Annotated in this window: 22 protein-coding genes; 11 read left to right on the forward strand and 11 right to left on the reverse strand. The window is 75.2% G+C overall.

Annotation, left to right across the window (positions count from 1 at the left end):
* The first annotated feature begins 90 nt into the window (after nt 1-90).
* Nucleotides 91-690: a mismatch-specific DNA-glycosylase gene (locus JOF54_RS03160; RefSeq protein ID WP_210052915.1), complete on the forward strand. Its 600-nt coding sequence runs from the start codon at nt 91-93 to the stop codon at nt 688-690.
* Nucleotides 691-708: 18 nt separating this feature from the next.
* Here JOF54_RS03160 and JOF54_RS03165 read toward each other — a convergent pair whose 3' ends face one another.
* The gene (locus tag JOF54_RS03165) at nt 709-1,410 is read right to left on the reverse strand and encodes a GOLPH3/VPS74 family protein (protein ID WP_210052917.1); all 702 of its coding nucleotides are present in this window, start codon (nt 1,408-1,410) and stop codon (nt 709-711) included.
* A 79-nt stretch (nt 1,411-1,489) separates the two neighbouring features.
* On the opposite strand from JOF54_RS03165, the gene JOF54_RS03170 reads away from it, so the two are divergent.
* The 3 genes from JOF54_RS03170 to JOF54_RS03180 are packed head-to-tail and all read left to right on the forward strand — an operon-like array spanning nt 1,490 to nt 4,982.
* A complete protein-coding gene (locus JOF54_RS03170) occupies nt 1,490-2,779 on the forward strand; it encodes a M16 family metallopeptidase (RefSeq protein ID WP_210052919.1) in 1,290 nt (429 codons plus the stop codon).
* A complete protein-coding gene (locus JOF54_RS03175) occupies nt 2,776-4,125 on the forward strand; it encodes a M16 family metallopeptidase (protein ID WP_210052921.1) in 1,350 nt (449 codons plus the stop codon). The genes JOF54_RS03170 and JOF54_RS03175 overlap by 4 nt, the downstream gene beginning before the upstream one ends.
* An 8-nt stretch (nt 4,126-4,133) precedes the next feature.
* Nucleotides 4,134-4,982, forward strand: coding sequence for a PhzF family phenazine biosynthesis protein (locus JOF54_RS03180; protein WP_210052923.1), 849 nt, complete (start codon nt 4,134-4,136; stop codon nt 4,980-4,982).
* A gap of 104 nt (nt 4,983-5,086) precedes the next feature.
* Here JOF54_RS03180 and JOF54_RS03185 read toward each other — a convergent pair whose 3' ends face one another.
* From JOF54_RS03185 to JOF54_RS03200, 4 genes are all read right to left on the reverse strand, one after another.
* Complete coding sequence (locus JOF54_RS03185) at nt 5,087-7,876, reverse strand: UPF0182 family membrane protein (protein WP_307803783.1); 2,790 nt, start codon at nt 7,874-7,876, stop codon at nt 5,087-5,089.
* A gap of 168 nt (nt 7,877-8,044) precedes the next feature.
* Complete coding sequence (locus JOF54_RS03190; protein ID WP_245357947.1) at nt 8,045-8,620, reverse strand: PPA1309 family protein; 576 nt, start codon at nt 8,618-8,620, stop codon at nt 8,045-8,047.
* 31 nt (nt 8,621-8,651) lie between these two features.
* Nucleotides 8,652-9,698, reverse strand: a complete 1,047-nt coding sequence (locus tag JOF54_RS03195; protein WP_210052928.1) for a YlbL family protein — start codon at nt 9,696-9,698, stop codon at nt 8,652-8,654.
* Nucleotides 9,695-10,135, reverse strand: coding sequence for a molybdenum cofactor biosynthesis protein MoaE (locus JOF54_RS03200; RefSeq protein ID WP_210052931.1), 441 nt, complete (start codon nt 10,133-10,135; stop codon nt 9,695-9,697). The genes JOF54_RS03195 and JOF54_RS03200 overlap by 4 nt, the downstream gene beginning before the upstream one ends.
* A gap of 177 nt (nt 10,136-10,312) precedes the next feature.
* Here JOF54_RS03200 and JOF54_RS03205 point away from each other — a divergent pair, with 177 nt between their 5' ends.
* Nucleotides 10,313-11,863, forward strand: a complete 1,551-nt coding sequence (locus JOF54_RS03205; protein WP_210052933.1) for a zinc-dependent metalloprotease — start codon at nt 10,313-10,315, stop codon at nt 11,861-11,863.
* 27 nt (nt 11,864-11,890) lie between these two features.
* On the opposite strand, the gene JOF54_RS03210 is transcribed toward JOF54_RS03205, so the two are convergent.
* On the reverse strand, nt 11,891-12,526 hold the full coding sequence (locus JOF54_RS03210; protein ID WP_210052935.1) for a glycosyltransferase family protein: 636 nt from the start codon (nt 12,524-12,526) through the stop codon (nt 11,891-11,893).
* The gene (locus tag JOF54_RS03215) at nt 12,510-13,112 is read right to left on the reverse strand and encodes a M48 metallopeptidase family protein (RefSeq protein ID WP_210052937.1); all 603 of its coding nucleotides are present in this window, start codon (nt 13,110-13,112) and stop codon (nt 12,510-12,512) included. Before JOF54_RS03215 ends, JOF54_RS03210 begins: the two co-directional genes overlap by 17 nt.
* A gap of 554 nt (nt 13,113-13,666) precedes the next feature.
* On the opposite strand from JOF54_RS03215, the gene JOF54_RS03220 reads away from it, so the two are divergent.
* The 3 genes from JOF54_RS03220 to JOF54_RS03230 all read left to right on the forward strand — a co-directional run bounded on the left by JOF54_RS03220 (nt 13,667) and on the right by JOF54_RS03230 (nt 16,242).
* Complete coding sequence (locus JOF54_RS03220) at nt 13,667-13,825, forward strand: DUF5679 domain-containing protein (RefSeq protein WP_091413191.1); 159 nt, start codon at nt 13,667-13,669, stop codon at nt 13,823-13,825.
* Nucleotides 13,826-14,314: 489 nt separating this feature from the next.
* Nucleotides 14,315-14,929: a hypothetical protein gene (locus JOF54_RS03225; RefSeq protein ID WP_210052939.1), complete on the forward strand. Its 615-nt coding sequence runs from the start codon at nt 14,315-14,317 to the stop codon at nt 14,927-14,929.
* Nucleotides 14,926-16,242 (forward strand): ABC1 kinase family protein, encoded by a 1,317-nt coding sequence (locus JOF54_RS03230; protein ID WP_210052940.1) that lies wholly within the window; start codon nt 14,926-14,928, stop codon nt 16,240-16,242. The genes JOF54_RS03225 and JOF54_RS03230 overlap by 4 nt, the downstream gene beginning before the upstream one ends.
* 336 nt (nt 16,243-16,578) lie before the next feature.
* Here JOF54_RS03230 and JOF54_RS03235 read toward each other — a convergent pair whose 3' ends face one another.
* The 4 genes from JOF54_RS03235 to JOF54_RS03250 all read right to left on the reverse strand — a co-directional run bounded on the left by JOF54_RS03235 (nt 16,579) and on the right by JOF54_RS03250 (nt 20,248).
* The gene (locus JOF54_RS03235; protein WP_210052942.1) at nt 16,579-16,896 is read right to left on the reverse strand and encodes a WhiB family transcriptional regulator; all 318 of its coding nucleotides are present in this window, start codon (nt 16,894-16,896) and stop codon (nt 16,579-16,581) included.
* Between the two features lie 145 nt (nt 16,897-17,041).
* Complete coding sequence (locus JOF54_RS03240; protein ID WP_210052944.1) at nt 17,042-17,305, reverse strand: hypothetical protein; 264 nt, start codon at nt 17,303-17,305, stop codon at nt 17,042-17,044.
* Between the two features lie 137 nt (nt 17,306-17,442).
* A complete protein-coding gene (locus JOF54_RS03245; protein WP_307803785.1) occupies nt 17,443-19,572 on the reverse strand; it encodes an ATP-dependent DNA helicase UvrD2 in 2,130 nt (709 codons plus the stop codon).
* Nucleotides 19,573-19,582: 10 nt separating this feature from the next.
* Nucleotides 19,583-20,248 (reverse strand): TetR/AcrR family transcriptional regulator, encoded by a 666-nt coding sequence (locus JOF54_RS03250; protein ID WP_210052948.1) that lies wholly within the window; start codon nt 20,246-20,248, stop codon nt 19,583-19,585.
* An 80-nt stretch (nt 20,249-20,328) separates the two neighbouring features.
* Here JOF54_RS03250 and JOF54_RS03255 point away from each other — a divergent pair, with 80 nt between their 5' ends.
* The 3 genes from JOF54_RS03255 to JOF54_RS03265 are packed head-to-tail and all read left to right on the forward strand — an operon-like array spanning nt 20,329 to nt 22,134.
* Nucleotides 20,329-21,180 carry an alpha/beta fold hydrolase gene (locus tag JOF54_RS03255; RefSeq protein WP_210052950.1) on the forward strand — a complete coding sequence of 284 codons (852 nt, stop codon included), beginning with the start codon at nt 20,329-20,331 and terminating at the stop codon, nt 21,178-21,180.
* A 28-nt stretch (nt 21,181-21,208) separates the two neighbouring features.
* A complete protein-coding gene (locus tag JOF54_RS03260) occupies nt 21,209-21,475 on the forward strand; it encodes a mycoredoxin (RefSeq protein ID WP_210052953.1) in 267 nt (88 codons plus the stop codon).
* Nucleotides 21,472-22,134, forward strand: coding sequence for an HAD-IA family hydrolase (locus JOF54_RS03265; protein WP_281073544.1), 663 nt, complete (start codon nt 21,472-21,474; stop codon nt 22,132-22,134). The genes JOF54_RS03260 and JOF54_RS03265 overlap by 4 nt, the downstream gene beginning before the upstream one ends.
* Nucleotides 22,135-22,164: the final 30 nt, after the last annotated feature.

A 22,164-nucleotide genomic window follows, 5' to 3' on the forward strand; every position in this document is an offset into this window, starting at 1 on the left:
GGAGTGCGGAACGGGCGCAGGAGTGCGGGACGGGCGCGGGGACCGACCTCCACCGCCCGTCGGGGTCGGGGCCGGCGGTAGGTTCTCCCGGTGGGGTTCACGCGCGCCGAGCTGGAGAGCTTCCGGGACCGGGCCGTCCCCGACCTCGCGGGGCCGGACGTCCGGCTCGTCTTCGTGGGCATCAACCCGAGCCTGTGGACCGCCGGCACCCGCACCCACTTCTCCCACCCGGGCAACCGGTTCTACCCCGCGCTGCGGCTGGCCGGCATCATCGACCGCGACGTCGACCGCGCCGCCGGGATGACTGACGACGACCGCGCCTCCTTCGTCCGCCGGGGCATCGGCCAGACCAACCTGGTGAACCGGGCGACCGTCCGGGCCGACGAGCTCGACGCCGACGAGCTCCGCGCCGGCGCGGAGCGGCTGCGCACGTTCGTCCGCACGCACCACCCGCTCGTCGTGGCCGTCCTGGGCATCACCGCCTACCGGACGGCGTTCGGCCGGCCCGCGGCCCGCGGCGGCGAGCAGCCCGAGCCGCTGGAGGGGGCCCGGCTCTGGGTGGTCCCGAACCCCAGCGGGCTCAACGCCCACGAGACGACGGCCACCCTGGCCGCCGCCTACGCCGAGCCCGCCCGCGCCGCCGGCCTGCTGCCGGCCGAGCCCTCCCCGACGACCGCCGACCCGACCTGACCGCGGCCGGCCGCGGCCTCAGCTGCCACCGCCCCCGCCGCCGCCGTCACCACCCCCGGAGACGACGACGGACGCCGTCGCCGCGGCCACCTCGTCGAGGGCCTGCTTGACCGCACCGGCCACCCAGTCGCCCTCGCTCAGCTCCTTCGCCCGCCGCTGGACCAGCCGCCGGTCCTGGTCGGGCAGCACCTTGGGCAGCAGCCCGGCCACCCGGAGCAGGGCGACCAGCACGACGGTCCGCTCGGCCGGGGTGGTGCCGGCGACCAGCGCCCCGTGCAACCGCCGCCGGACCTCGTCCTCGGCGGCGCGGTCGCGCGCCGGCCACGTCGTCCACGGGAACAGCCCCAGCACCTTCTCGTCCACCCGCTGCAGGATGCCGACCCGCGCCAGCCGCTCGGCCAGCCGCTCTCCCAGGCCCTTGGTGATCCGCCGGCTCGACATGCTGCTCAGCAGGTCCTTGACCTTGCGGCCCTCCGCGGCGACGGCGGCAGCCAGGGCGCGGTCCAGCTCGACGTCGTCGGTGGGGCGGGGGTCGGTGACGGTGATCCGGCCGCGGCGGGTCCAGCCCGTCTCCGGCCCGGTCACCCCGATCCGCTCGGCCAGCGCCAGCTCGGCGACCAGGGCACCGCCCAACGTCGGGTCCAGCCGGTCGGTGCCCACCAGCCGTCGTCCGGTGGTGTCGTCCAGGGCCAGCAGCAGGAGCTCTTCGGCGATCAGCACACCGCCACGGTAGCGAGGCCGGGTCCGGCGCCGCCCCCGTGGCGCCGGGCGTCGGGGCCCTCGTGCTGTGATGGGACCCATGAGTTCCGGCTCCGGCGCGACGCTCGCCTACCCGATCGTCCAGCGCACGCTGGCCAACGGCCTCCGGGTCGTCGCCAGCCCCGACCACCAGACCCCCACGGTGGCGGTGAACCTCTGGTACGACGTGGGCTCCCGCGACGAGGAGCCCGGCCGCACCGGCTTCGCCCACCTGTTCGAGCACCTGATGTTCCAGGGGTCCACCCACGTCCCCTCGGGTCAGCACATCGGCCTGCTGCAGGCGGCGGGGGCCTCGGTCAACGCGACCACCTGGTTCGACCGCACCAACTACTTCGAGACCCTCCCCACCGGCGGGCTCGACCTGGCGCTGTGGCTGGAGGCGGACCGGCTGGCCGGGCTGCTCGACACCATGACGCAGGAGAGCCTGGACAACCAGCGCGAGGTGGTGAAGGAGGAGAAGCGCCAGCGCTACGACAACGTGCCCTACGGCGACGTCATGGAGCGGATGATCGCGCTGACCTTCCCGGCCGACCACCCCTACGGGCACACCACCATCGGCTCGATGGCCGACCTGGACGCAGCCACCCTGGAGGACGTGCGGACCTTCTTCCGCACCTACTACCTGCCGAGCAACGCCGTCCTCTCGATCGTCGGCGACATCGAGCCCGAGGAGGCGTTCGCCCGCGCCGACACCTACTTCGGCGGCCTGCACAGCGGCCAGAGGCCGGCCAAGCCCGTCGTCGCGCCGCTCCCGCCGCTGACCGGGACCGAGCGGGCCGAGACCTCCGCCGACGTCCCCGCCGAGGCGGTCTACCTGAGCTGGCGGCTGCCCGCCCGGGGCACGCCCGCCTTCGACGCCGTCGACCTGGCCTTCTCGGTGCTGGGCCACGGCCAGACGTCGCGCCTGCACAAGAGCCTGGTGCGGGGGTCCGAGCTGGCCGAGTCCTCCGGCGCCACCACGCTGGGGCTGATCGGCGGCACCTCCTACGGCTTCGCCTACGGCCGGGCCCGCGACGGCGTGCCCGTCGAGCAGGTCGAGGAGGCCCTGGTGGCCGAGGTCGACGGGCTGGCCACCACCCTGCCGACCGAGCGCGAGCTGCGCCGCGCGCAGGCGCAGTTCGAGCGGCACTGGCTGCACGAGCTGGCCCGCGTCGACTCCCGCGCCGACGCCCTCGGCGAGCACGCCACCCTGCACCGCAACCCCGCCCTGGTCAACACCCGGATCGCGGAGGTGAACGCCCTCACCCTCGACGACGTGGCCGCGGCGCTCACCTCGGTCTTCCGCAGCGACCAGCGGGCCACCCTGACCTACCGCCAGGAGCACGCGTGACCACCACCTCCCTGCCCCAGCCCCCGGTCGGCCCGCCCGGCGCCTGGTCGTTCCCGACGCCGGTCGAGGGGACGCTCGCCAACGGCATCCGCACCCTCACCTACGACCGGCCCGGCCAGCACGTCGTCTCCGTCCACCTCGTCCTCGACGTCCCGCTGAACGCCGAGGACCCCGCGGTGGAGGGCGTCGCCACCATCACCGCCCGCGTCCTGGACGAGGGCAGCCGGGCCCACCCCGGCGAGGAGTTCGCCGAGCTGATGGAGACCGAGGGTGCGGGCTTCGGCGTCGAGCTGACCCTCGCGGGCACCCAGGCGGTGCTCGACGTGCCCGCCTCCCGGCTGGACCGGGCGCTGGAGCTGTTCGCCGAGGCGGTGACCACCCCCGCCCTGGGCGACGACGACGTCCGCCGCCACGTCACCCTGCGGCTCGCCGAGATCGAGCAGGGCCAGGCCAACTCGGCGCAGACCGCCACCCACACCTTCCGCGGCCTCACCTACGACGCCGGCAGCCGCGCGTCGCGGATGAACGGCGGCGAGGCGGCCACCGTCGCCGCCGTGACCCCGGAGGCCGTCCGGGACTTCCACGCCCGGCACTACGGCCCCGCCGGCGCCACCCTGGTGCTGGCCGGCGACTTCTCCGCGCTCGACCCGGTCGCCCTGGCCGAGCGGCACCTCGGCGGCTGGCGCAACGACGACCAGGTCCGCACCACCTACCAGGCGCCCGCCCCCGGCAGCCGGGCCACGCTGGTCGTCGACCGGCCGGGCGCGGTCCAGGCCGACGTCCGGCTGGGCGCCTTCGCCGTCGACCGCACCGACCCGCGCTGGGCCGACCTCACCGTGGCCAGCTACGCGATGGGCGGGGCCTTCCTGTCCCGGCTCAACGCCGTGCTGCGGGAGGACAAGGGCTACACCTACGGCGTGCGGATGGCGTTCTCGCCGCTTCGCTCGGGCGGCAGCTTCGCCGTCCAGGGCTCCTTCCGCACCGAGGTGGTGGCCGACGCGCTGCGGCTGACGCGGGAGCTGCTGCAGACCGAGCAGGCGCCCTTCACCGACGACGAGGTGCGCGAGGCCGTCGCCTACTTCGTCGGGGTCTCGCCGCTGCGCTACGCCACGGCCGACGGCGTCGCCGACCAGGCCGGGACGAACGTGCTGCTCGACCTGCCCGTCGACTACGTCGACCGCTCGCTGGCCGCCCTCGCCGACGTCACGCCGGCCTCGGCCACCCGGGCGTTCCAGGAGGTCGTCCGGCTCGACGAGCTGAGCCTCGTGGTCGTCGGCGACGCCGCCGTGGTGGCCGGGCCGCTGCGCGAGGTCGGGTTCGCCGACCTCGAGGTCCGCACCCGCTGAGGTCCGCGGTGGCCGTCCCCCGGTCGCGGGCCTTCGCCCAGGTCGACGTCTTCGCCAGCACCCCGCTGGGGGGCAACCCGGTGGCGGTGGTGCTCGACGGCACCGACCTCGACGCGGACGCGATGGCGGCGTTCGCCCGCTGGACCAACCTGTCGGAGACGACCTTCGTGCTGCCGCCGGACACTCCCGGGGCCGACTACCGGTTGCGGATCTTCACTCCCGGCGCCGAGCTGCCGTTCGCCGGCCACCCCACCCTGGGCTCGGCGCACGCCTGGCTGGAGGCCGGCGGCGTCCCGCGGGACCCCGCGCTGCTCGTCCAGAGCTGCGCGGCCGGCCCCGTCCGCGTCCGCCGGAGCGGGTCGTCCCTGGCCTTCGCCGCCCCGCCCACGACGCGCAGCGGCCCGCTCGACGACGCCCTGCTGGCCCGGGTCACCGCCGCGCTCGGGGTGCGGGCCGACGCGGTGCTGGCCCACCAGTGGGTCGACAACGGTCCCGGCTGGCTGGCCCTGCAGCTGGCCTCGGCCGCCGCCGTGCTGGACCTGGAGCCGGACCTCGCGGCCGTGCCCGACCTCAAGATCGGCGTCCTCGGCGCCCACCCCGACGGCCACCCGCTGCGCTGGGAGGTGCGGGCCTTCGCGCCGGCGCTGGGGCTGGGCGAGGACCCGGTCACCGGCAGCCTCAACGCCTCGCTCGCCCAGTGGCTGCTGCGCGAGGGCCGGACGGCGTCGCGCTACCGCGTGGGCCAGGGCGCCCGGGTGGGGCGGACCGGCGTCCTCGACGTCGAGCAGGACGCCGCGGGCACCGTGTGGGTCGGCGGGGCGACGACGACGGTGGTCCGCGGCACCGTCACCCTCTGAGCCGCTGCGCCCGCCCGGGCGGGCGCACGAGCCCGCACGCGGCCGGCCCCGGACGCGGCGACGGCCCCCGGGGAGCTCCCCGGGGGCCGTCGTCAGCGGTGGGCCTAGCGGCCCATGGCCCGCAGCGCGCGCTGGGTGGCGGCCTGGGCCTCCTCGATCCGCGTCTGGTAGGTGCCGAGGTCGCCGTCGGCGAGCGCCTTGTCCGCGGCCTGGAAGGCCGCCTGCGCCTCGTCGAGCGCCTGGGTCGCGGCGGAGCTGTCCGTCTCGCCCGTCCCCGGCTCGGTCGGCTCGGCCGGCTCCTCCTCGCCCGTGCTGGCGCCGGAGTTGCCGGCGAACACCTCGTCCAGCGCCTGCTGGAGGGTGTCGCCGATGCCCACCGACTGGCCGAAGCGGACGATGACGAACCGCAGCGCCGGGTAGGAGCCGGTGCTGCCCTGGCGCTGGGTGTAGACCGGGGTCACGTACAGCAGGCCGCCGCCGACGGGCAGGGTGAGCAGGTTCCCGAAGGACGACTGCGCCGTGCCCTGCTGGAACGGTCGCAGCCGTTCCGCGACCGTCTCGTTCGTCGTCATGGCGTTGAACGACTGGCCGGGCCCGTCGATCTGGGTGGTGTCGGACATCTGCAGCACGCGCATCCGCCCGTAGTCCGGGCTGCTGGCGTCAGCGTTCACCGCCATGTAGGCCGCGAGGTTGGACCGGCCGCGGGGCACGAAGGCGGTGGTCAGGGAGAAGATCGCCCGGTCGTCCTCCGGCCACTTGACCGAGAGGTAGAACGGCGACTCCTTGGCCTGGCCGGCCGTTTTCACCGGGTCGTTCGGCACCTCCCAGAGGGCCGAGTTCTGGTACCAGTTGTTCGGGTCGGTCTGGTGGTACTTGGCCAGGATCTGGCGCTGCACCTTGAAGTAGTCCTGCGGGTAGCGCAGGTGGTCCTTCAGCTCCGGGGAGATGTCGGACTTCGGCAGGACGACGCCCGGGAAGGCCTTCTCCCACGTCTTGAGGATCGGGTCCTCGGTGTCCCACTGGTACAGCTTCACCGTGCCGTCGTAGGCGTCGACGACCGCCTTGACCGAGTTCCGCATGTAGTTGATGTCGGAGTTGGCCTGGGCGACGACCGCGCCGCCGGAGGTGGCGGTCTGGGAGTCGGAGGTGACCTGGTTGAGCGCTACCCGCTGGCTGTAGGGGTAGGAGTTCGACGTGGTGTAGCCGTCGACGATCCAGACGATCCGCCCGTCGACGACGGCCGGGTAGCTGTCGCCGTCGGTCTTGAGCCACGGGGCGGCCTTCGCGACGCGCTCCTTGGGGGTGCGGTCGTAGATGATCTTGGACGCGTCGTTCACCCGGCTGGAGAGCAGGATGTTGACGTCGGCGAACTTGGCCGCGTAGAGGATCCGGTGCCACAGGCTGCCGATGCCCACGCCGCCCGAGCCGGTGTAGGTGTAGGTCTTCGGGCTGCCGCCCTCGCCGCCGCCCGGGGTGTCCAGCTCGACGGGCGCGGTGCCGGCCGGCGCGCCGACGATGGAGTAGTCCATCGACGGCGACTCGCCGAAGTAGATCCGCGGCTCGGCCTCGGAGAGCTCACCGGTGGGCGGGATGCCCTGGGCGATCCACTCGGGCTCGCCGCCGCTCTGCCGCCGGTTGCCGTAGGCCGCCACCAGGCCGAAGCCGTGGGTGTAGACGGTCTTGAGGTTGTTCCAGTTCTGCCCGGGCACGCCGGCCAGGTTCAGCTCCCGGACGCCGACGACGGCGTCGGTCTCGGTGCCGTCGATGGTGTACCGGTCGACGTCGAGGGTCTCGGGGAACGCGTAGTAGCCGCGGACCTGCTGCAGCTGCTCGTAGGCCGGGCCGACGACGCTCGGGTCGATCAGCCGGATGCCGGGCAGCGCCTCGGCGTCGGAGCGGAGCTGGCCCGCCGTCGCCGTGGTCTCGGCCGAGTAGCTGGTGATCTCGACGTCGTCGATCCCGTAGGCGGCCCGGGTGGCGGCGATGTTGCGCTCGATGTAGGGGCGCTCCCGGGTGGGCTCGCTCGGCCGGACGCTGAAGTACTGCACGGCGCCGGGGTAGATCACGCCGAGGACGATGGCCGACAGCACCATGAGCACGAGGCCGATGGTGGGGACCACCCAGCGGCGCAGCACCGCGTTGGCGAAGAACAGCAGGGCGCAGATCCCGGCGATGACGGCGAGGATGGCCTTGGCCGTCACCGTCGCGTTGTCGGCGGTGTAGTTGATGCCGGTCAGCAGCTGCTGGTTCTGGATCTCCAGGCCGTACCGGTCGAACCAGTACTGCACGCCCTTCACCACGACGGCGAGGCCGATGAGGATCGAGAGCTGTGCCTGGGCCGCCCCGCTGGCGCCGCGGCGGGCGCCCGAGAAGCGCAGGCTGCCCATCACGTAGTGCACGAGGGCGGCGGCGACGGCGCTGAAGCCGAGCACCGCGAAGACGAAGGAGAGGACGAAGCGGTACCAGGGGTACCCGAACACGAAGAAGCCGATGTCGAGGCCGAACTTCGGATCGGTCGTGCCGAAGTCGGTGCCGTTCTGCCAGGCCAGGTAGGTGAAGATCTGGCCGGCGGCCGCCCCGCCCGCGAAGAGCCCGAGGACGACGCCGAGGGCCACGACCACCCAGACGAAGCGCGACTCCAGGACCTCCCGGTAGCGCTCCAGCAGCGGGCTGGCGGCGGTGCTGACCCGGACCCGGGGCCGGAAGCGGTAGGCGATGGCCGCGCTGGCGGCGACGCAGGCCGCCATCACCAGCCCGAAGACCGCGAACAGCCCGATCCGCGCGCTCAGCAGGGTGGTGAACACCGAGCCGAAGTCGAACGAGCGGTACCACAACCGGTCGGTCCACACGCTGGTGAAGATGGCGAAGAGCACGACCAGGACGGCCGCGATCACCAGGGTGGGCAGGATGGCACTCCGGCGTCCACCGATCCGTACGCTGCTCAACGAACTCGACTCTCCCTCAGTTTTTTCCTCGTCCGCGGACCGGTCACCGGCACCGCGGCGACCTCGTCCGTCCAACCGCCCGGGGAGGCCGTGGGTCGCCCCGCCGCCCCCGAGCGGTCAGGACAGCGTATGCGCCAGCGCAGCACCGAGCCCCGGTACGAGGTCCTCGCCGCCGAGCAGCTCGCCCGGCTGCGACACCAGCCGGGCCACGCCGTGGGTGTTCCCGGCCCGGTCCGCGCCGACCACGACGCGGATCTCCTGACGGTCGGGGTGGGCGGCGACGTAGGCCGCGGCCGCCTCCGGGTCGTCGGGGATGTCCGCCTCGGCGCCGCTGGGCAGGAAGCTCCGCTCGGCGCTCACCGCGCAGCCGAAGACCGTCTCCGGCCACTCCAGCTGCTCGAGGTCGGCGACCAGGTCGCCGCTGGGCTCGAACCCCTCCTGCTCGATGGCGGTGAGCGCGCCGGGCGGGCCGCCCTCCGCGCTCGTCCGCAGCGCCAGCTCGGCCGCCAGCTCGGGCTCGGCGGCGGCGAAGACGTCGGTCAGCACGAGCGCGAACAGCCGGGAGGGCTGGTCCCAGCCGGCAGCGCCGATGTGGCGCTCGAGGTCGACGAGCGCGGCCACCAGGGCGTCGTGCTGCTCCGGGTCGGGCGCACCGGCCCCGGTCGGGTCGGCGGTGGGGGGATCGGTGGTCATCGGGTCACGTCCTGGGTGCGGGGGTGCGGGGTCAGCAGCGCGGCACACGGGCGTCGCCGCCCGCCTGCTGCAGGGTCTCGAGGGCGCCGACGGCGTCGTCCAGCGTGCCCACCTTGACCAGGGTCATGTCGGTCCGGACGCCGGCGAGGTCGCCGCAGTTCGCTGCCGGCACGAGGAAGACGGTCGCGCCCGCGTCCTCGGCACCGGCGATCTTCTCCTGGATGCCGCCGATGCCGCCGACCTCGCCGTCGGGGGTGATCGAGCCGGTGCCGGCCACGTGCCGGCCGGCCAGCAGCGCACCGGGGGTGATCTTGTCGTAGATGGCCAGGGCGAAGACCAGGCCCGCGCTGGGCCCGCCGATCCGCTGGCCCAGCTCGAAGGAGATCCGCGGGTCGTAGCGGTAGCCCTGGCCCAGCGTGATGCCCACCACGGGCACCCCGTCCTGGGTCGTCGAGACCACCGTGCGCACTCGTTCGGTGCGCTCCTCGCCCTGCCGGACGACGGTGAACCCGACGGTCTCCCCGGGCTTGTGCGCCTGGATCCGGCGGCTGACGTCCGCGGTGGCCGGGGTGGCGACGCCGTCGACGGCCAGCACGAGGTCGCCCGGCCGCAGGATCGTGTGCGCCGGCCCGCCGACGGTGACCGAGAAGACGGCCGGCAGCGGGGTGACCGGCTGGTCGTCGGCCCGCAGCGCCGCGACGACGGCGTCGTCCTGGGCCGTCGACATCATGTCGGCGTCCTCGGCCTGCACCTGGGAGGCGGACTTGCCGGGGGCGTAGACGGAGTCGAGCGGCAGCACGTCGCGGTGCGGCAGCCAGTGGGCCAGCAGCGCCTGCGGCAGGCTCAGCCGGGCGCCGGCCGGGGTCACCGAGACGACGGTGAGGTCGAGCCGGCCGGTCGTCTCGTGCGTCGGGATGCCCTGCACCTCGATGATCGGCTTGCCGTCGACGGCGCCGAGGGTGTCCCGCGTGCCGCCGGGCGCCCAGGTGACGAAGGGCACCGGCACCGCGACCAGGGCGACCGCCAGCAGCACGAAGACCAGCGCCGAGACCAGGGCCGTCCAGGTCTGACGGGTCACGCCTCGTCCCCCGGGGGCAGCCCGACCCACTCGACGCCCCCGCCGGCGAAGGCCTGCTCCTTCCAGATCGGCACCTCGGCCTTGAGGTCGTCGATCAGCTGCCGGCAGGCGGCCAGCGCCTCGGCGCGGTGCACGGCGCCGGTGGCGACGACGACGGCCAGGTCGCCGACCTCCAGGTGCCCGACGCGGTGCTCGACGGCGACGGCGAGGACGTCGTGGGCCTGCGCGACCCGCTCGGCGCAGGCGGCCAGCGCGGCCGCCGCGCTGGGGTGCGCGGTGTAGTCGAGGGAGCGGACGCCCTGGCCCTCGTCGTGGTCGCGGACGACCCCGACGAACAGGGCGACGCCGCCGACGGCGGGCTCGCGGACCAGGCCGAGCAACCGGTCGACGCTGATCGGCGCGTCGCCGATGCTCGCCTCCCGCACCACGGATGCCATGGCCCGACCCTAGCCGAGGGACCCGTGGTGACCGGGCCCGCGGAGCGCGTTGCGCCCTGAGCGAAGCCGCCGGACCCGGGGCCCGTCACCCGGCCGGGGACCGTGCCGGGCGCGTACCGTGGACGGACCAGGGAGCGCACCGCGCGCCCGTCGTGCCGTCAGACATCAGGAGTGGGAATGGCCGAGGACCGGCAGCCAGGATCCGCCGACCAGCCCGAGGACGAGCCGGGCGGGACCGGCGACGCGAGCACCGGGGGCTCCTCCCCCGCCGGCGGCAGCGGGCCCGCCTCGCCGAACAGCGGCTACCGCCTCGGGGGCGGCTCCTCGAGCGGCTCGGGGTCGGGCTCCGGCGCCGGCTCGGGCTCCGGCGGCCAGCAGCCCCCCAACCCCTTCGAGGCCCTCTTCTCCTCCCTGGGCGGGGCGGGCGGCGGCGCCGGCGACATGAACGCGATGATGCAGCAGCTGCAGAACGCCTTCTCGATGCTCGGCGGCGGCGCCGGCGGTGGCGGCGGCCTCTTCGGCCACGGCGCCCCCGACTCCGGCTCCGGCGTCAACTGGGAGGTCACCAAGGACACCGCGCGCAAGATGGTCGCCTCGCTGGGCCCGGACCCCACGCCGACGTCGGCGCAGCGCTCCGCGATCACCGAGGCCGCCTCGATCGCCGAGGTGTGGCTGGACGAGGCCACCCGCTTCCCGCGCGTGAGCACCAGCGTCACGGCCTGGAGCCGCGCCGAGTGGGTCGAGAGCACGATGGGCGTCTGGCGCCGGCTCGTGGAGCCCGTGGCCAGCCACATCGCCGACGCGATGGAGGGTGCGCTCAGCTTCGGCGGCGACGAGTCCGGCGCCATCCCCGGCATGGCCGGGATGGAGCAGGTGCTCCGCCCCATGCTGCGCAGCTCGGGCGCCTCGATGTTCGGGCTGCAGCTGGGCCAGGGCCTCGGCCAGCTCGCGGCGGAGGTCGTCGGCGCGACCGACATCGGCCTGCCGCTCAGCGAGCCCGGCCACGTGGCGCTGCTGCCCACGAACGTCGCCGCCTTCGGCGAGGGCCTCGAGCAGAGCGCCACCGACGTCACCCTCTACCTCGCCCTGCGCGAGTGCGCCCGGCAGCGGCTGTTCGCCTCCGCCGGCTGGCTCCGTGAGCAGGTCCTCGTGCTCGTCGAGCAGTACGCGGCCGGCATCACCATCGACACCTCGGCGCTGGAGCAGGCCGTCGGGCAGATCGACCCGACCAACCTGGAGGAGCTGAGCGCGACGCTCGAGGGCGGGCTGTTCGAGCCGCGCAAGACCCCCGAGCAGGTGGCCACGCTCGAGCGGCTCGAGACGATGCTCGCGCTGGTCGAGGGCTGGGTGGACGACGTCGTCACCCAGGCGACCGCGCCGTGGATGCCCGCGGCGGGCGCCCTGGCCGAGACGGTCCGGCGCGCCCGCGCCAGCGGCGGCCCCGCCGAGGCCACCTTCGCCACCCTCGTGGGGCTGGAGCTGCGGCCCCGCCGGCTGCGCGACGCGGCCAACCTCTGGGCCGCGGTCCGCGAGGCCCGCGGGGTCGAGGGCCGCGACGCGGTCTGGGCCCACCCCGACCTCGTGCCGACGGCCGCGGACCTCGACGACCCGCTGGGGTTCGTGTCCGGCGACCAGGCCGAGCAGCAGTCCGACGAGGACTTCGACGCCGCCCTGGCCGAGCTGCTCGACGCCGAGGAGCCCGACGACGAGGGTCCCCGCCCCGCCTGACCCGACGGTCGCCCGCCGGGCCCGCCCTCAGCGGCGGCCCGGCAGGGCGCCGGCGACGCGGAGCAGCTCGCGCGTCTCCTCCCAGCCCTCCAGGCCGGGGTCCAGCCGGGCCAGCGCCCCCGGCGAGCGCAGCCGGTGCCAGTCGGGCGCCGTCTGGACCGCCGACCGGCGCGGCGCGGCGGCCAGCAGCCGGTCCGCCAGGTCGGGGGCGTCGAGGTCGAGGTCCAGCGGGGCCAGCCACCCGGCCAGCGGCAGCCGGACCCCCAGCGCCACCACCCCGGCCCCGCCCCGGGCGGGCGCCAGCACGACGTCGCTGCGGTGCAGCACCTTGAACACCTTGGCCAGCACCAGCCCGGGCAGGTCGGGCGCGTCGCCGGGCACGAGCACCAGCTCGTCCGCCTCCCCGGTCAGCGCGGCGGCCAGGTCCGCGGCCGGCCGGTCCGGCTGGCGCAGCGCACCCGGCCAGAGCAGGTCGGCGGGCACGCAGTCGCCGGCCACCCCCGAGCGGACGCCGACCAGGTCGGCCACCACCTCGTAGGTGTCGGCCAGCGCCGCCCGGGCCAGGTCCCCCGGGTCGACGCCGGCCGGTGCGGCCGCCCCGGCGCCGTGCCGGGCGAGCACGAGGACGGCCCGGCGGGGGCCGGGCTCAGGCGCGGTCGGCACGGTCGTCGGCCCCCTCGACGGCGTCCTCGACGTCCTCCTCATCGGCGGCCGCCGGGACGCCCTGGCCGGCGAGGTAGCCCTCGAGGTAGCCCTTCGCCCGCTCGGCGTCGGGGTAGCGCGCGACCAGCGCCCAGAAGGCGGCGGAGTGGCTGGGCTCGACGAGGTGGGCGAGCTCGTGGACCAGGACGTAGTCGACGACCCAGGCCGGCATCGGCTGCAGCCGGTCGGAGAGCCGGATCACGCCCGTGGCCGGGGTGCAGGACCCCCAGCGCCGCTGCTGGTTGCCGACCCAGCGGACGTCGGTCGGCGCGGGCGGGTCACCCGTCACCGGGGCCAGGTGCGCCAGGGCGAGCGCGCCGGCGCGGTCGCGCAGGGCCTGGTCCCCGCGGGGGGTCGCGGTCCGCGCCTCCCGGGCGAGGACCTTGGCCACCATGGAGTCGACGAAGCTGCGCTCGTCGGCCCGGGACATGCGCTGGGGGATGACGACGACGATCGTGTCGCGCTCCCGGAAGGCGGTGACGGTGCGGGTGCGACGGCGGCTGCGACGCACCTCGACCCGGACCTCCGGGGTGCCGACGGCCTCCATGCGCACCCCTCCCTGACGACGTGACCGGTCCTGCTGCGGAGCGACCCACGCTACCGCCGTCCCGCCGGTCGGACACCGGCGCTCGGGCGACGGGACGGGACGGGGCGGTCGTGTCCGGCAGGTGTCCACACCGTGTCCGGCGCGTGACGCGCGGCCCTCCACAGGACGGACGCCGCCCTGCACACCTCGTCCACACCGTTGTCCACAGGCGGTGGACAGCAGGGCCGGCGAGGGGTTTGACGCGCCCCCGGACGGGGGCCTAGCGTTCGCGGAACGAAACCTCCAGATGGTCGGTCCGTTCGCAGGGGAAGGCAAGCGGCGCCGATGTTCCTGGAGGTTTCGTCTGTCCCGGGTTCTCCCCGGGCCCCCCGCCCCCGCGAGCACCCCTGCGGCGTGGCCCAGCCCGCCCGGCAGGCGCCTGTCGTATTGTTACCGGCGACCAAGCGATGCAGCCGCGGTCGGGCGACGCCGTCCGGGAACGGAGGCGGCCCTCGAGCGGGCAGCACCGTCTCGTGGACCCGACCCGTCCACGACACATCGAGCAAGGAGAGACCATGGCGGAGACGTACAGCGGTGAGTTCTACTGCGTGAAGTGCAAGGAGAAGCGCGAGGCCTCCGGTGAGGTGCACGTCAACGAGAAGGGCACCCGGATGGCGAAGGCCAAGTGCCCCGTCTGCGGGACGAACCTGAACCGCATCCTCGGCAAGGCCTGAGCACTCAGCTCGACCGGTGCGGCGGGAACCCCGCCGGCACCCCGTGAACCCTGCAGGGGCGGTCCTCGGACCGCCCCTGTCGCACGTCCGGGGGGCACAGGTCCGGGGGCGCACGTCCGGGGGCGCACGTCCGGGGAGCCTGCCCTGTGCACGAGCGGCCCGGGGGCCGGCGCCCCGCGCACACTGCTGCGGTGGCCCACCCCGACCCGGTCGCCGAGCCGCCCCGCCTCCGCGCCGGCACCCCCGTGCTGCAGCGCGGCCCCGGCGCGGTCCAGGTCGGCCTGCTGCCCGGGCGCGCCGTCGTGCTGCACGGCCGCGCTCGGACTCTGCTCCGCCACCTCGACGGGGCGACGCCGCGGTCCCGGCTCGTCGAGCGGGGGGCGGACGCAGGCCTCGAGGCCGCGGCGGTCGCCCAGGTGCTGGAGCGGCTGGCCGCGGCGGACCTGCTGGAGCCGGCCGCCGCTCCGCCCGTGCCCGCCGGTCCGGCTGGTGGGCACCGGGCAGCTGGGCCAGCGGCTGGCCGAGCTGCTGCTGGAGGCCGACGTCGACGTCCACCTGGCCGACGCCGGTGACGCATCCACCGTGGCCGACGGCGGCCCACTCCCCCGCCCGGCGGGGCGGGGCCGGCTCCGCCCGGTCAACCACTGGTCGAAGCCGGACGGCGTGCTGCTGCCCCTCACCGTCGTCGCCGTGGACACCGTCGAGGTCGACCGGGTCCTGACGGCGCACCTGGTCCGCACCGACCAGCCGCACCTGCTGCTGCGCAGCAGCGGGACGGGGGTGACCGTCGGCCCGCTGGTGCTGCCGGGCCGCACGGCCTGCCTGCGCTGCACCGACCTGGCCCGCCGTGACGTCGACCCCGGCTGGCCCCTGCTGCTCGACCAGCTCGTCCGGCTGCACCGCCCGGCCCGGCCCGCGCTCGCCGCCTGGGCCGCCGCCCTGGCGGCCGTGCACGTGCTCGCGCACCTCGCCGGAGCCGTCCCCGAGTCGGCCGGCGCCACCCTCGACCTCGACGACGCCGACCCCCTGGTGCGCTGGCGGGCGTGGCCCCGGCACGCCGGCTGCGGCTGCGCTTGGTCCGGCACGACAGAATGGCTCCCATGAGCAACGACGACCGGGACCCGCTCGTCCGGTCGTCCCTCCGACGGGGCGCCCGGCTGGCGTCGCTGCCGCTGGGGGCCGCCGGCCGCGCCACCGTCGGGCTGGGTCGCCGGCTCGGGGGCCAGTCCGCCGACCAGGTGAGCGCCCACCTCCAGCAGGCGGCGGCCGAGCAGCTCTTCCGGGTGCTCGGCGACCTCAAGGGCGGCGCCATGAAGTTCGGCCAGGCGATGAGCCTGTTCGAGTCGGTGCTGCCCGACGACATCGCCGGGCCCTACCGCGAGCAGCTGACCAAGCTGCAGCAGGACGCTCCGCCGATGCCCACGTCGCGGGTGCACGCCGTCCTGCGCCGCGAGCTCGGGGTGGACTGGCGCGACCTGTTCCTCGACTTCGAGCCCCAGCCGGCCGCCGCCGCCTCCATCGGGCAGGTGCACAAGGCGACCTGGGCCGACGGCCGCCCCGTCGCGGTGAAGGTCCAGTACCCCGGGGCCGACGAGGCCCTACGCTCGGACCTGCGGCAGATCCGCCGGCTCTCCAAGCTGTTCGCCCCGCTCGCCGGCGGCATGGACGTCACGCCGCTGGTCGACGAGCTCGTCGAGCGGACCAGCGAGGAGCTGGACTACACCGTCGAGGCGGCCTCCCAGCAGCAGGCGGCCGACGGCTTCGTCGGCAGCGAGGAGTTCGTCGTCCCGCAGGTGCTGACGGCCACGTCCAAGGTGATGGTCAGCGAGTGGGTGGAGGGCGAGCCCCTCTCGGTGGCCGCCGGCCGCGACGAGGCCGAGCGCAACCGCGTCGGCCTGCTGTACGTCCGCTTCCTGTTCGCCGCCCCCAGCCGGGTCGGGCTGCTGCACGCCGACCCGCACCCCGGCAACTTCCGGATCACCCCGGACGGACGGCTGGGCGTCGTCGACTTCGGCCTGGTCTCCCGGCTGCCCGAGGGGCTGCCGCGGGCCATGGGGACGATCCTGCGGATCGCCCGGCGCGGGGACGCCCGCGAGGTCGCCGACCAGCTGCACCGCGAGGGCTTCGTGCCCGCCGACGTCGACGCCGACGACCTGTGGGACTACCTGGCCCCCTTCGTCGAGCCGGCCGCCGTCCCGGAGTTCCAGTTCAACCGCGAGTGGATGCGCGAGCAGTTCCTGCGCGTGCGCGACCTCTCGGCCTCGGGCGGGATGGGGCTGAAGATCAACCTGCCGCCCAGCTACCTGCTGATCCACCGCGTGTGGCTCGGCGGCCTCGCCGTGCTGTCCCAGCTGGGGGTGCGCGCGGCCTTCGTCGAGGTGCTCGAGGAGTTCCTGCCCGGCTACGTCGAGGACTGACGGCCCGGTCGTCGCCCTCGTCGGGACGGGACCACCGGGAGCGGACGTGCCGTCCGGGTGGCCACTGCGTGGCACAGCCGCGGCGCGGTCGCAGGACGCGCCAGGGCGGGGCGCCCGGGGTCCACGCTCGACCGCGAGGATCGCGGCTGTGCCACGGAGTGGTCACCCGGACGGCACCCGCCCAGGATAGGTCGGCCGGTCCAGCGGGAGGAGTCCCGCTCGGCGGTCCGGCCGGTCGTGGTCGGGGTCGTCACGACAGGGCCCGGCTGAGCCAGAGCCGCAGCGCGTGGAACATCCGCTCGCCCCGGCTCAGCCCGGTCCCGTCCTCGTCGCGGATCACGCCGCGGCCTCCTTGCCCTGCCGGCCCGCCGCCGGGGCGTAGGGCTCGGCGACCGGGTGCTTGCGCGGCCGGCCGCGCGGACGCTTGCGCGCCACGACCACGCCGCCGATGAAGAGCTGGCCACCCCAGACCCCCCAGGGCTCGCGGCGCTCGAGCGCGCCCTCGAGGCAGTCCTCGAGCACAGGGCAGCCGACGCACAGCGCCTTGGCGGCCTCGACGTCGGCCGGGCTCTCCGCGAAGAACACCTCGGGGTCGACCAGGTGGCACGGCAGCGCCCCCGGCCTGCTCGGTGCTTCCCACCTCGGTGCCGTCATGAGGGCACCTCCTGCGTTGTTCATGTCTCCCACTTGTCTGCTGTGAGCTCCGGTGGTCCCGGGGCTCGGGTTCGGGGCGGGAAACACGAAGGCCGTGATTCCCGGTGTTCTGGGATTCACGGCCTGAGGCGGTCGGTGGGTGGAGCTACACCGGCGGACTGCAGGAAGGAGATCCCGGTCGGGTCGAGTACGAGTGGTCGAAGACCACGGGGGTGACGGCAGCCATGTCGATGACGGCGATGGCTCCGCCCTGAGAGGTGCCCACGACGGGCTTGGCCATGAGGGCGCAGATGTCCCCGCGACCCCGCAGCTCCGCCGCGGCGCGCCAGCCGAAGTCGGCCTCGAGGACACGCGGGAGCAGAGCCGTCTCACGGGTGCGGGTGGTGGTGGTGCTCTCCATGGGACTCATCTCCTCTCGTCGTCCAGGGGCCGGTCCGGGACCGGGCGTGGGTCGACCCCGGCGGGGTCGAAGATCACATTAGGGGAGGTGCCGGGAGCGCGCAACGGTATTAACGAGTGCGTCCCGGATTGTTCTGCGGGCGTTCGTCAGGCGCCGTCGAGCCCCGCTTCGCCGGCCACGATGGCCAGCACCTCCTCGCCGTAGCGGTCGGCCTTGGTGACGCCGAGCCCCTGCACCTTGACGAGGTCGGCGCGGGTCCGCGGCCGCGCCTCGGCGATGGCGATGAGGGTGGCGTCGGTGAAGACGACGAAGGCCGGCACCTTCTGCTCGGCCGACTGCTGCCGGCGCCACTCCCGCAGCATCGCCATCGTGTGCTCGTCGAAGGTCGACGGGCAGCTCAGGTGGCGGCCGATCTTGCGCTCGGCGGCGTCGCCCAGCGCCATTCCGCAGGAGCGGCAGTGCTGCGACAGCACCGAGGGCCGGCCCCGACCGCGGCGGGCGGCGGGACCGGCGGCTCCCGCGCGGGCGCTGTCGGGCAGCACGGGGTCGAGGAAGCGGGAGGGCTTGCGGGTGCTGCCGCCGCCGTTGCGGGTGCGCGACCACGAGACGCGCAGCGCGGTGCGCGCCCGGGTGACCCCGACGTAGAGCAGCCGGCGCTCCTCCTCCACCTGCTCGGGACGGGTGGCCAGCACGAAGGGCAGCGAGCCCTCCTGGACCCCGAGCAGGGCGACCGACCCCCACTCCAGGCCCTTGGCCGAGTGCAGCGTCGAGACCGTCACGCCCTGGGCGGCCGGGACGTGCTGGGCCTCCGCGCGCGCGTCGAGCTCGGCCGAGACGGCGCGCAGGTCGGGCGCGGGACCACCGGCGGGCCGGGCGAGCAGGTCCTCGGCCACGGTGAGCAGCGCGGCCAGGGACTCCCACCGCTCGCGGACGGCACCGGCGCCCTCCGGCGGGGTCGCCGTCCAGCCCAGGCTGCCCAGGACGGCCTTCATCTGGTCGACGGCGCTGCCGCCCTCCTGGCCGCTCATCGCGCGGGCCTCGGTGCGCAGCGTCAGCAGCGCCTGCCGCACCTCCGCCCGCTCGTAGAAGCGCTCCCCGCCGCGGACGAGGTAGGGCACCTGCCGGTCGGCCAGCGCCTGCTCGACGGCGGGTGACTGCGCGTTGATGCGGAACAGGACGGCCATGTCGCGCCACTCGACGCCGGCCTGGGCCCGGCGGACCAGCCAGTCGGCGATCCCCGCGGCCTCGGCCGCCTCGTCGGGGGCCTCGGTGTACTCGACCTCGGGGCCGGGCGGCTGCTGGGCCTGCAGCGTCACCGCGCTGATCCCGCCCGCCTTCACCCCGGCCATGATCTTGTTGGCCGCGCCCACCACCTGGGGGGTGGAGCGGTAGTCGCGGACGAGCTTCACCACCGTCGCCCCGGGGTGCCGCCGGGCGAAGTCGGTGAGGTAGCTGGCCTGCGCACCGGCGAAGGAGTGGATGGTCTGCGCGGGGTCGCCGACGACGCAGACGTCGGTCCGGTCCCCGCGCCACAGCGTCAGCAGCGCCTCCTGCAGCGGGCTGACGTCCTGGTACTCGTCGACGACGAGGTGCCGGTAGGTGCGCCGGATCGTGTCGGCCACCTCCTCGTGCTCCGACATCAGCGCCGCCGCGCAGAGCAGGATGTCCTCGAAGTCGATGCGGCCCCGGTCGCGCTTGGCCGCCTCGTAGGCGGTGAAGATGCGGGCCACCGTCTCGGGGTCGACCGAGGCGACGCTGCGGCCCGCGGCCGCCGCCAGCCGGGGGTAGTCCTCGGCGCTGACGTTGCTCACCTTGGCCCAGGCGACCTCGGAGACCAGGTCGCGGAGCCGGGGGGTGTCGACCCGGACCCGCAGCCGGCTGGCGGCCTCGGCCACCAGCGCCATCCGGTTGTCCAGCACCGAGGGCAGGTCGCCGCCGTACACCTGCGGCCAGAAGTACTGCGCCTGCCGGAGGGCCGCGGAGTGGAAGGTGCGGGCCTGGACGCCGCGCGCGCCGAGCTGCTGGAGCCGGCCGCGCAGCTCGCCGGCCGCCCGGGTGGTGAAGGTGACGGCGAGCACCGCGGTGGGGTTGAAGACCCCGGTGGCGACGCCGTAGGCGATCCGGTGGGTGATGGCGCGCGTCTTGCCCGTGCCGGCGCCGGCGACGACGGCGACCGGACCGCTGAGCGTGGTGGCGACCTCGCGCTGCTCGGGGTCGAGGCCGGCCAGCAGGGCCTCGGGGTCGGCGTGGGCGGAGCGGGGAGGAGCAGGTGGCACGGCGACCACCCTAAGCCGGTCCGCTGACAGCTCCCCCGTCGTCAACAGGCTCCCCCCGCCCGTCGGCGGCGTGCCCGCGGTAGGTGCCGAGCTGCGTGACGAACCAGTCCTGCCAAGCCTGTGCCGTCCAGCCGCGCTGGCCGACCAGCTTGAGCCAGACGTCGCGCGAGGTGAGGGTCCACAGCCCGTCGACGACGGGGTCCGGCGGCTCGGGATCGGCCAGCACGAGCCCGGCGGCGTAGCGGACCTCGGCCAGCCGGTTCTGCTCCCGCTCAGCCAGCCGGGCGGCGGCGGCCGGATCGCCCACGGCCGCCTCGTCGAGCACGCGCTGGATCCGGGCGGAGCGCTCGTGGGCGCCGCTCAGCCAGCGCGCCGCCGCCCGGGCGCGGGTGTCGAAGTCGCCGTCGGCCATCAGCCAGTACTCGGGCAGCTCCCGCAGCCGGCGCGCCCGCCCTCCGGACAGGGCGGCGTCGATGCAGGCGTCGAGCAGGGTCAGCTTCGAGGCGTGCAGGGCGTACACGGTCTGCCGGGAGACGCCGGCGCGCTCGGCGACGCGACCCATCGTCGTGGCCACCCAACCCTGCTCCAGGAACAGCGCGTGCGCGGCCTCCAGGACGGTCGCCCGGTTCTGCTGCGAGCGCTCGGCCCGCAGCTCCGAGCTGTAGGTGCGGGCCACCGGACCATCCTAGAGCCTATTGACCGTACACAGAGTCCAGTGAATACTCGTCGCACCACCCGCACTCCCGAGGAGGAGCCATGGCGCTCACCGACGACGCCACCACGCTGCACGTCCCCACCCGGCTCGGCCGGCTCCGCGTCCGGGTCACCGGGTCGGGGCAGCCCGTCGTGCTGTGGCACAGCCTGTTCACCGACGCGGGCAGCTGGGACCGGCTCGTGCCGCTGCTGGGAGGGCGACGGCTGGTCCTCGTCGACGGCCCCTCCTCCGGGGGCAGCGACCCGCTCCGGCGGGCGGTCGACATCGGCACCTGCGCCGCGGCCGCGGAAGACCTGCTGGCCGGGCTGCGGGACGTCGTCGGGCCGGGACCGGTCTCCTGGCTCGGCAGCGCCTGGGGCGGTCACGTCGGCCTGCACCTGGCCGCCACCCGGCCGGACCTGGTCCGCGACCTCGTGGCCGTCAGCGCGCCGACCCACCCCGTCGGCCCGCGGCTCCGCCTGCTCACGGCGGTGCTGGTGCCGCTCTACCGCGTCATCGGGGCGCGCGGACCGGTCCGCGAGGCGATCCTCGACACCCTCTTCACCGACCGCAGCCGGGCCGAGGACCCGGCCGGCGTCGGCCAGGTCCTGGGTCCGCTGGAACGGTCGTCGCGAGCGGCCACGGCCCGCGCCATCCGGACCGCGATCCTGCACCGCACCGACCTCGCGTGGGCCGCGCGGCGGATCACCTGCCCGGTGCTGCTGGTCACCACCGACGACCGGGGCGAGTGGACGCCCGAGCAGGCGGCGGCGATGGCGGCCCAGATGGCGGACGCCCGCGTCGTGACGGTCAGCGGCTCGAGGGTGCTGCCCTCGATCGAGCAGCCGGCGGCCCTGGCGGCCGCGCTGACGACGTTCTGGGCCACCGCAGCCGCCCGTCCGCGCGGGGAATAGCACCTCCGCCGACCGGGTTGACGAGGCCATGAGCAGCTACGAGGCGACCCCGGGCAAGCCGACCATGTTCACGACCAGCTGGTGCGGCTACTGCGCCCGGCTGAAGGGCCAGCTGAAGCGGTCCGGCATCGAGTGGGACGAGGTCGACATCGAGTCCCACCCGGACGCGGCCGACGTCGTGGCCGCGGTCAACGGCGGCAACCAGACGGTGCCGACGCTGCTGTTCTCCGACGGCTCGTCGATGACCAACCCCTCGGCCTCCCAGGTCGAGCGCAAGCTGGCCGAGCTCCGCTGAGCACCGCGGCACCTGCGGTCCGCGCCGTCAGCACCGTCGTCTTCGACGTCGACGGCTGCCTGCTGGACTCCGCCGACGGCATCGTCGCGGGCTACCAGCACGCGCTCCGCAGCGTCGGCGTCCCGGTGCCGGAGGAAGAGGTGCTGCGCTCCGACCTCGGGCCACCGGTCGGGGTGATCTTCTCCCGCCTCGGCCTGGACGAGGCCACCAGCGAGGCGGCCGTCGCGGCCTACCGGCGCTTCTACGCCGACACCGGGATGGACCGCGCCCGGGTCTACCCGGGCGTCGCCGAGCTGCTGGACGGCCTGCGCGCGCGGGGCGTCGCGCTGGCCACCGCGACCATGAAGCTGACGCCGACCGCGCAGGCCATCCTGGAGCGGCACGGCCTCGCCGACCGGTTCGCCGTGGTCAACGGCACCGACGGCACGCACCGCACCAAGGCCGAGACGCTGACCCACGCGCTCGAGCGGCTGGGCGACCCGGACCGCGCCGGCGTCCTCATGGTCGGCGACCGGCACTCCGACATCGCCGCGGCGCACGAGGTCGGCGTCGGCTCGGTCGCGGTGACCTGGGGCTACGGGTCGGTGGCCGAGCTGGCCGCGACCGGGGCCGACCACCTGCTCGACGACCCCGCAGAGCTGCTCGACCTGCTCGGCTGAGGCCGCCCGGTCGCCGCGGCCGGAACTGTC

It is taken from the genome of Microlunatus capsulatus (assembly GCF_017876495.1).
Classification (GTDB): domain Bacteria; phylum Actinomycetota; class Actinomycetes; order Propionibacteriales; family Propionibacteriaceae; genus Microlunatus; species Microlunatus capsulatus.

Excerpts from the sequence above, each read along its gene's own strand:
- JOF54_RS03235 (WP_210052942.1), bottom strand. The coding sequence starts at position 16,896 with ATGACGGCACCGAGGTGGGAAGCACCGAGCAGGCCGGGGGCGCTGCCG.
- JOF54_RS03190 (WP_245357947.1), bottom strand. The coding sequence starts at position 8,620 with ATGACCACCGATCCCCCCACCGCCGACCCGACCGGGGCCGGTGCGCCC.
- JOF54_RS03255 (WP_210052950.1), top strand. The coding sequence starts at position 20,329 with ATGGCGCTCACCGACGACGCCACCACGCTGCACGTCCCCACCCGGCTC.
- JOF54_RS03260 (WP_210052953.1), top strand. The coding sequence starts at position 21,209 with ATGAGCAGCTACGAGGCGACCCCGGGCAAGCCGACCATGTTCACGACC.
- JOF54_RS03240 (WP_210052944.1), bottom strand. The coding sequence starts at position 17,305 with ATGAGTCCCATGGAGAGCACCACCACCACCCGCACCCGTGAGACGGCT.
- JOF54_RS03220 (WP_091413191.1), top strand. The coding sequence starts at position 13,667 with ATGGCGGAGACGTACAGCGGTGAGTTCTACTGCGTGAAGTGCAAGGAG.
- JOF54_RS03170 (WP_210052919.1), top strand. The coding sequence starts at position 1,490 with ATGAGTTCCGGCTCCGGCGCGACGCTCGCCTACCCGATCGTCCAGCGC.
- JOF54_RS03200 (WP_210052931.1), bottom strand. The coding sequence starts at position 10,135 with ATGGCATCCGTGGTGCGGGAGGCGAGCATCGGCGACGCGCCGATCAGC.
- JOF54_RS03215 (WP_210052937.1), bottom strand. The coding sequence starts at position 13,112 with ATGGAGGCCGTCGGCACCCCGGAGGTCCGGGTCGAGGTGCGTCGCAGC.
- JOF54_RS03230 (WP_210052940.1), top strand. The coding sequence starts at position 14,926 with ATGAGCAACGACGACCGGGACCCGCTCGTCCGGTCGTCCCTCCGACGG.
- JOF54_RS03205 (WP_210052933.1), top strand. The coding sequence starts at position 10,313 with ATGGCCGAGGACCGGCAGCCAGGATCCGCCGACCAGCCCGAGGACGAG.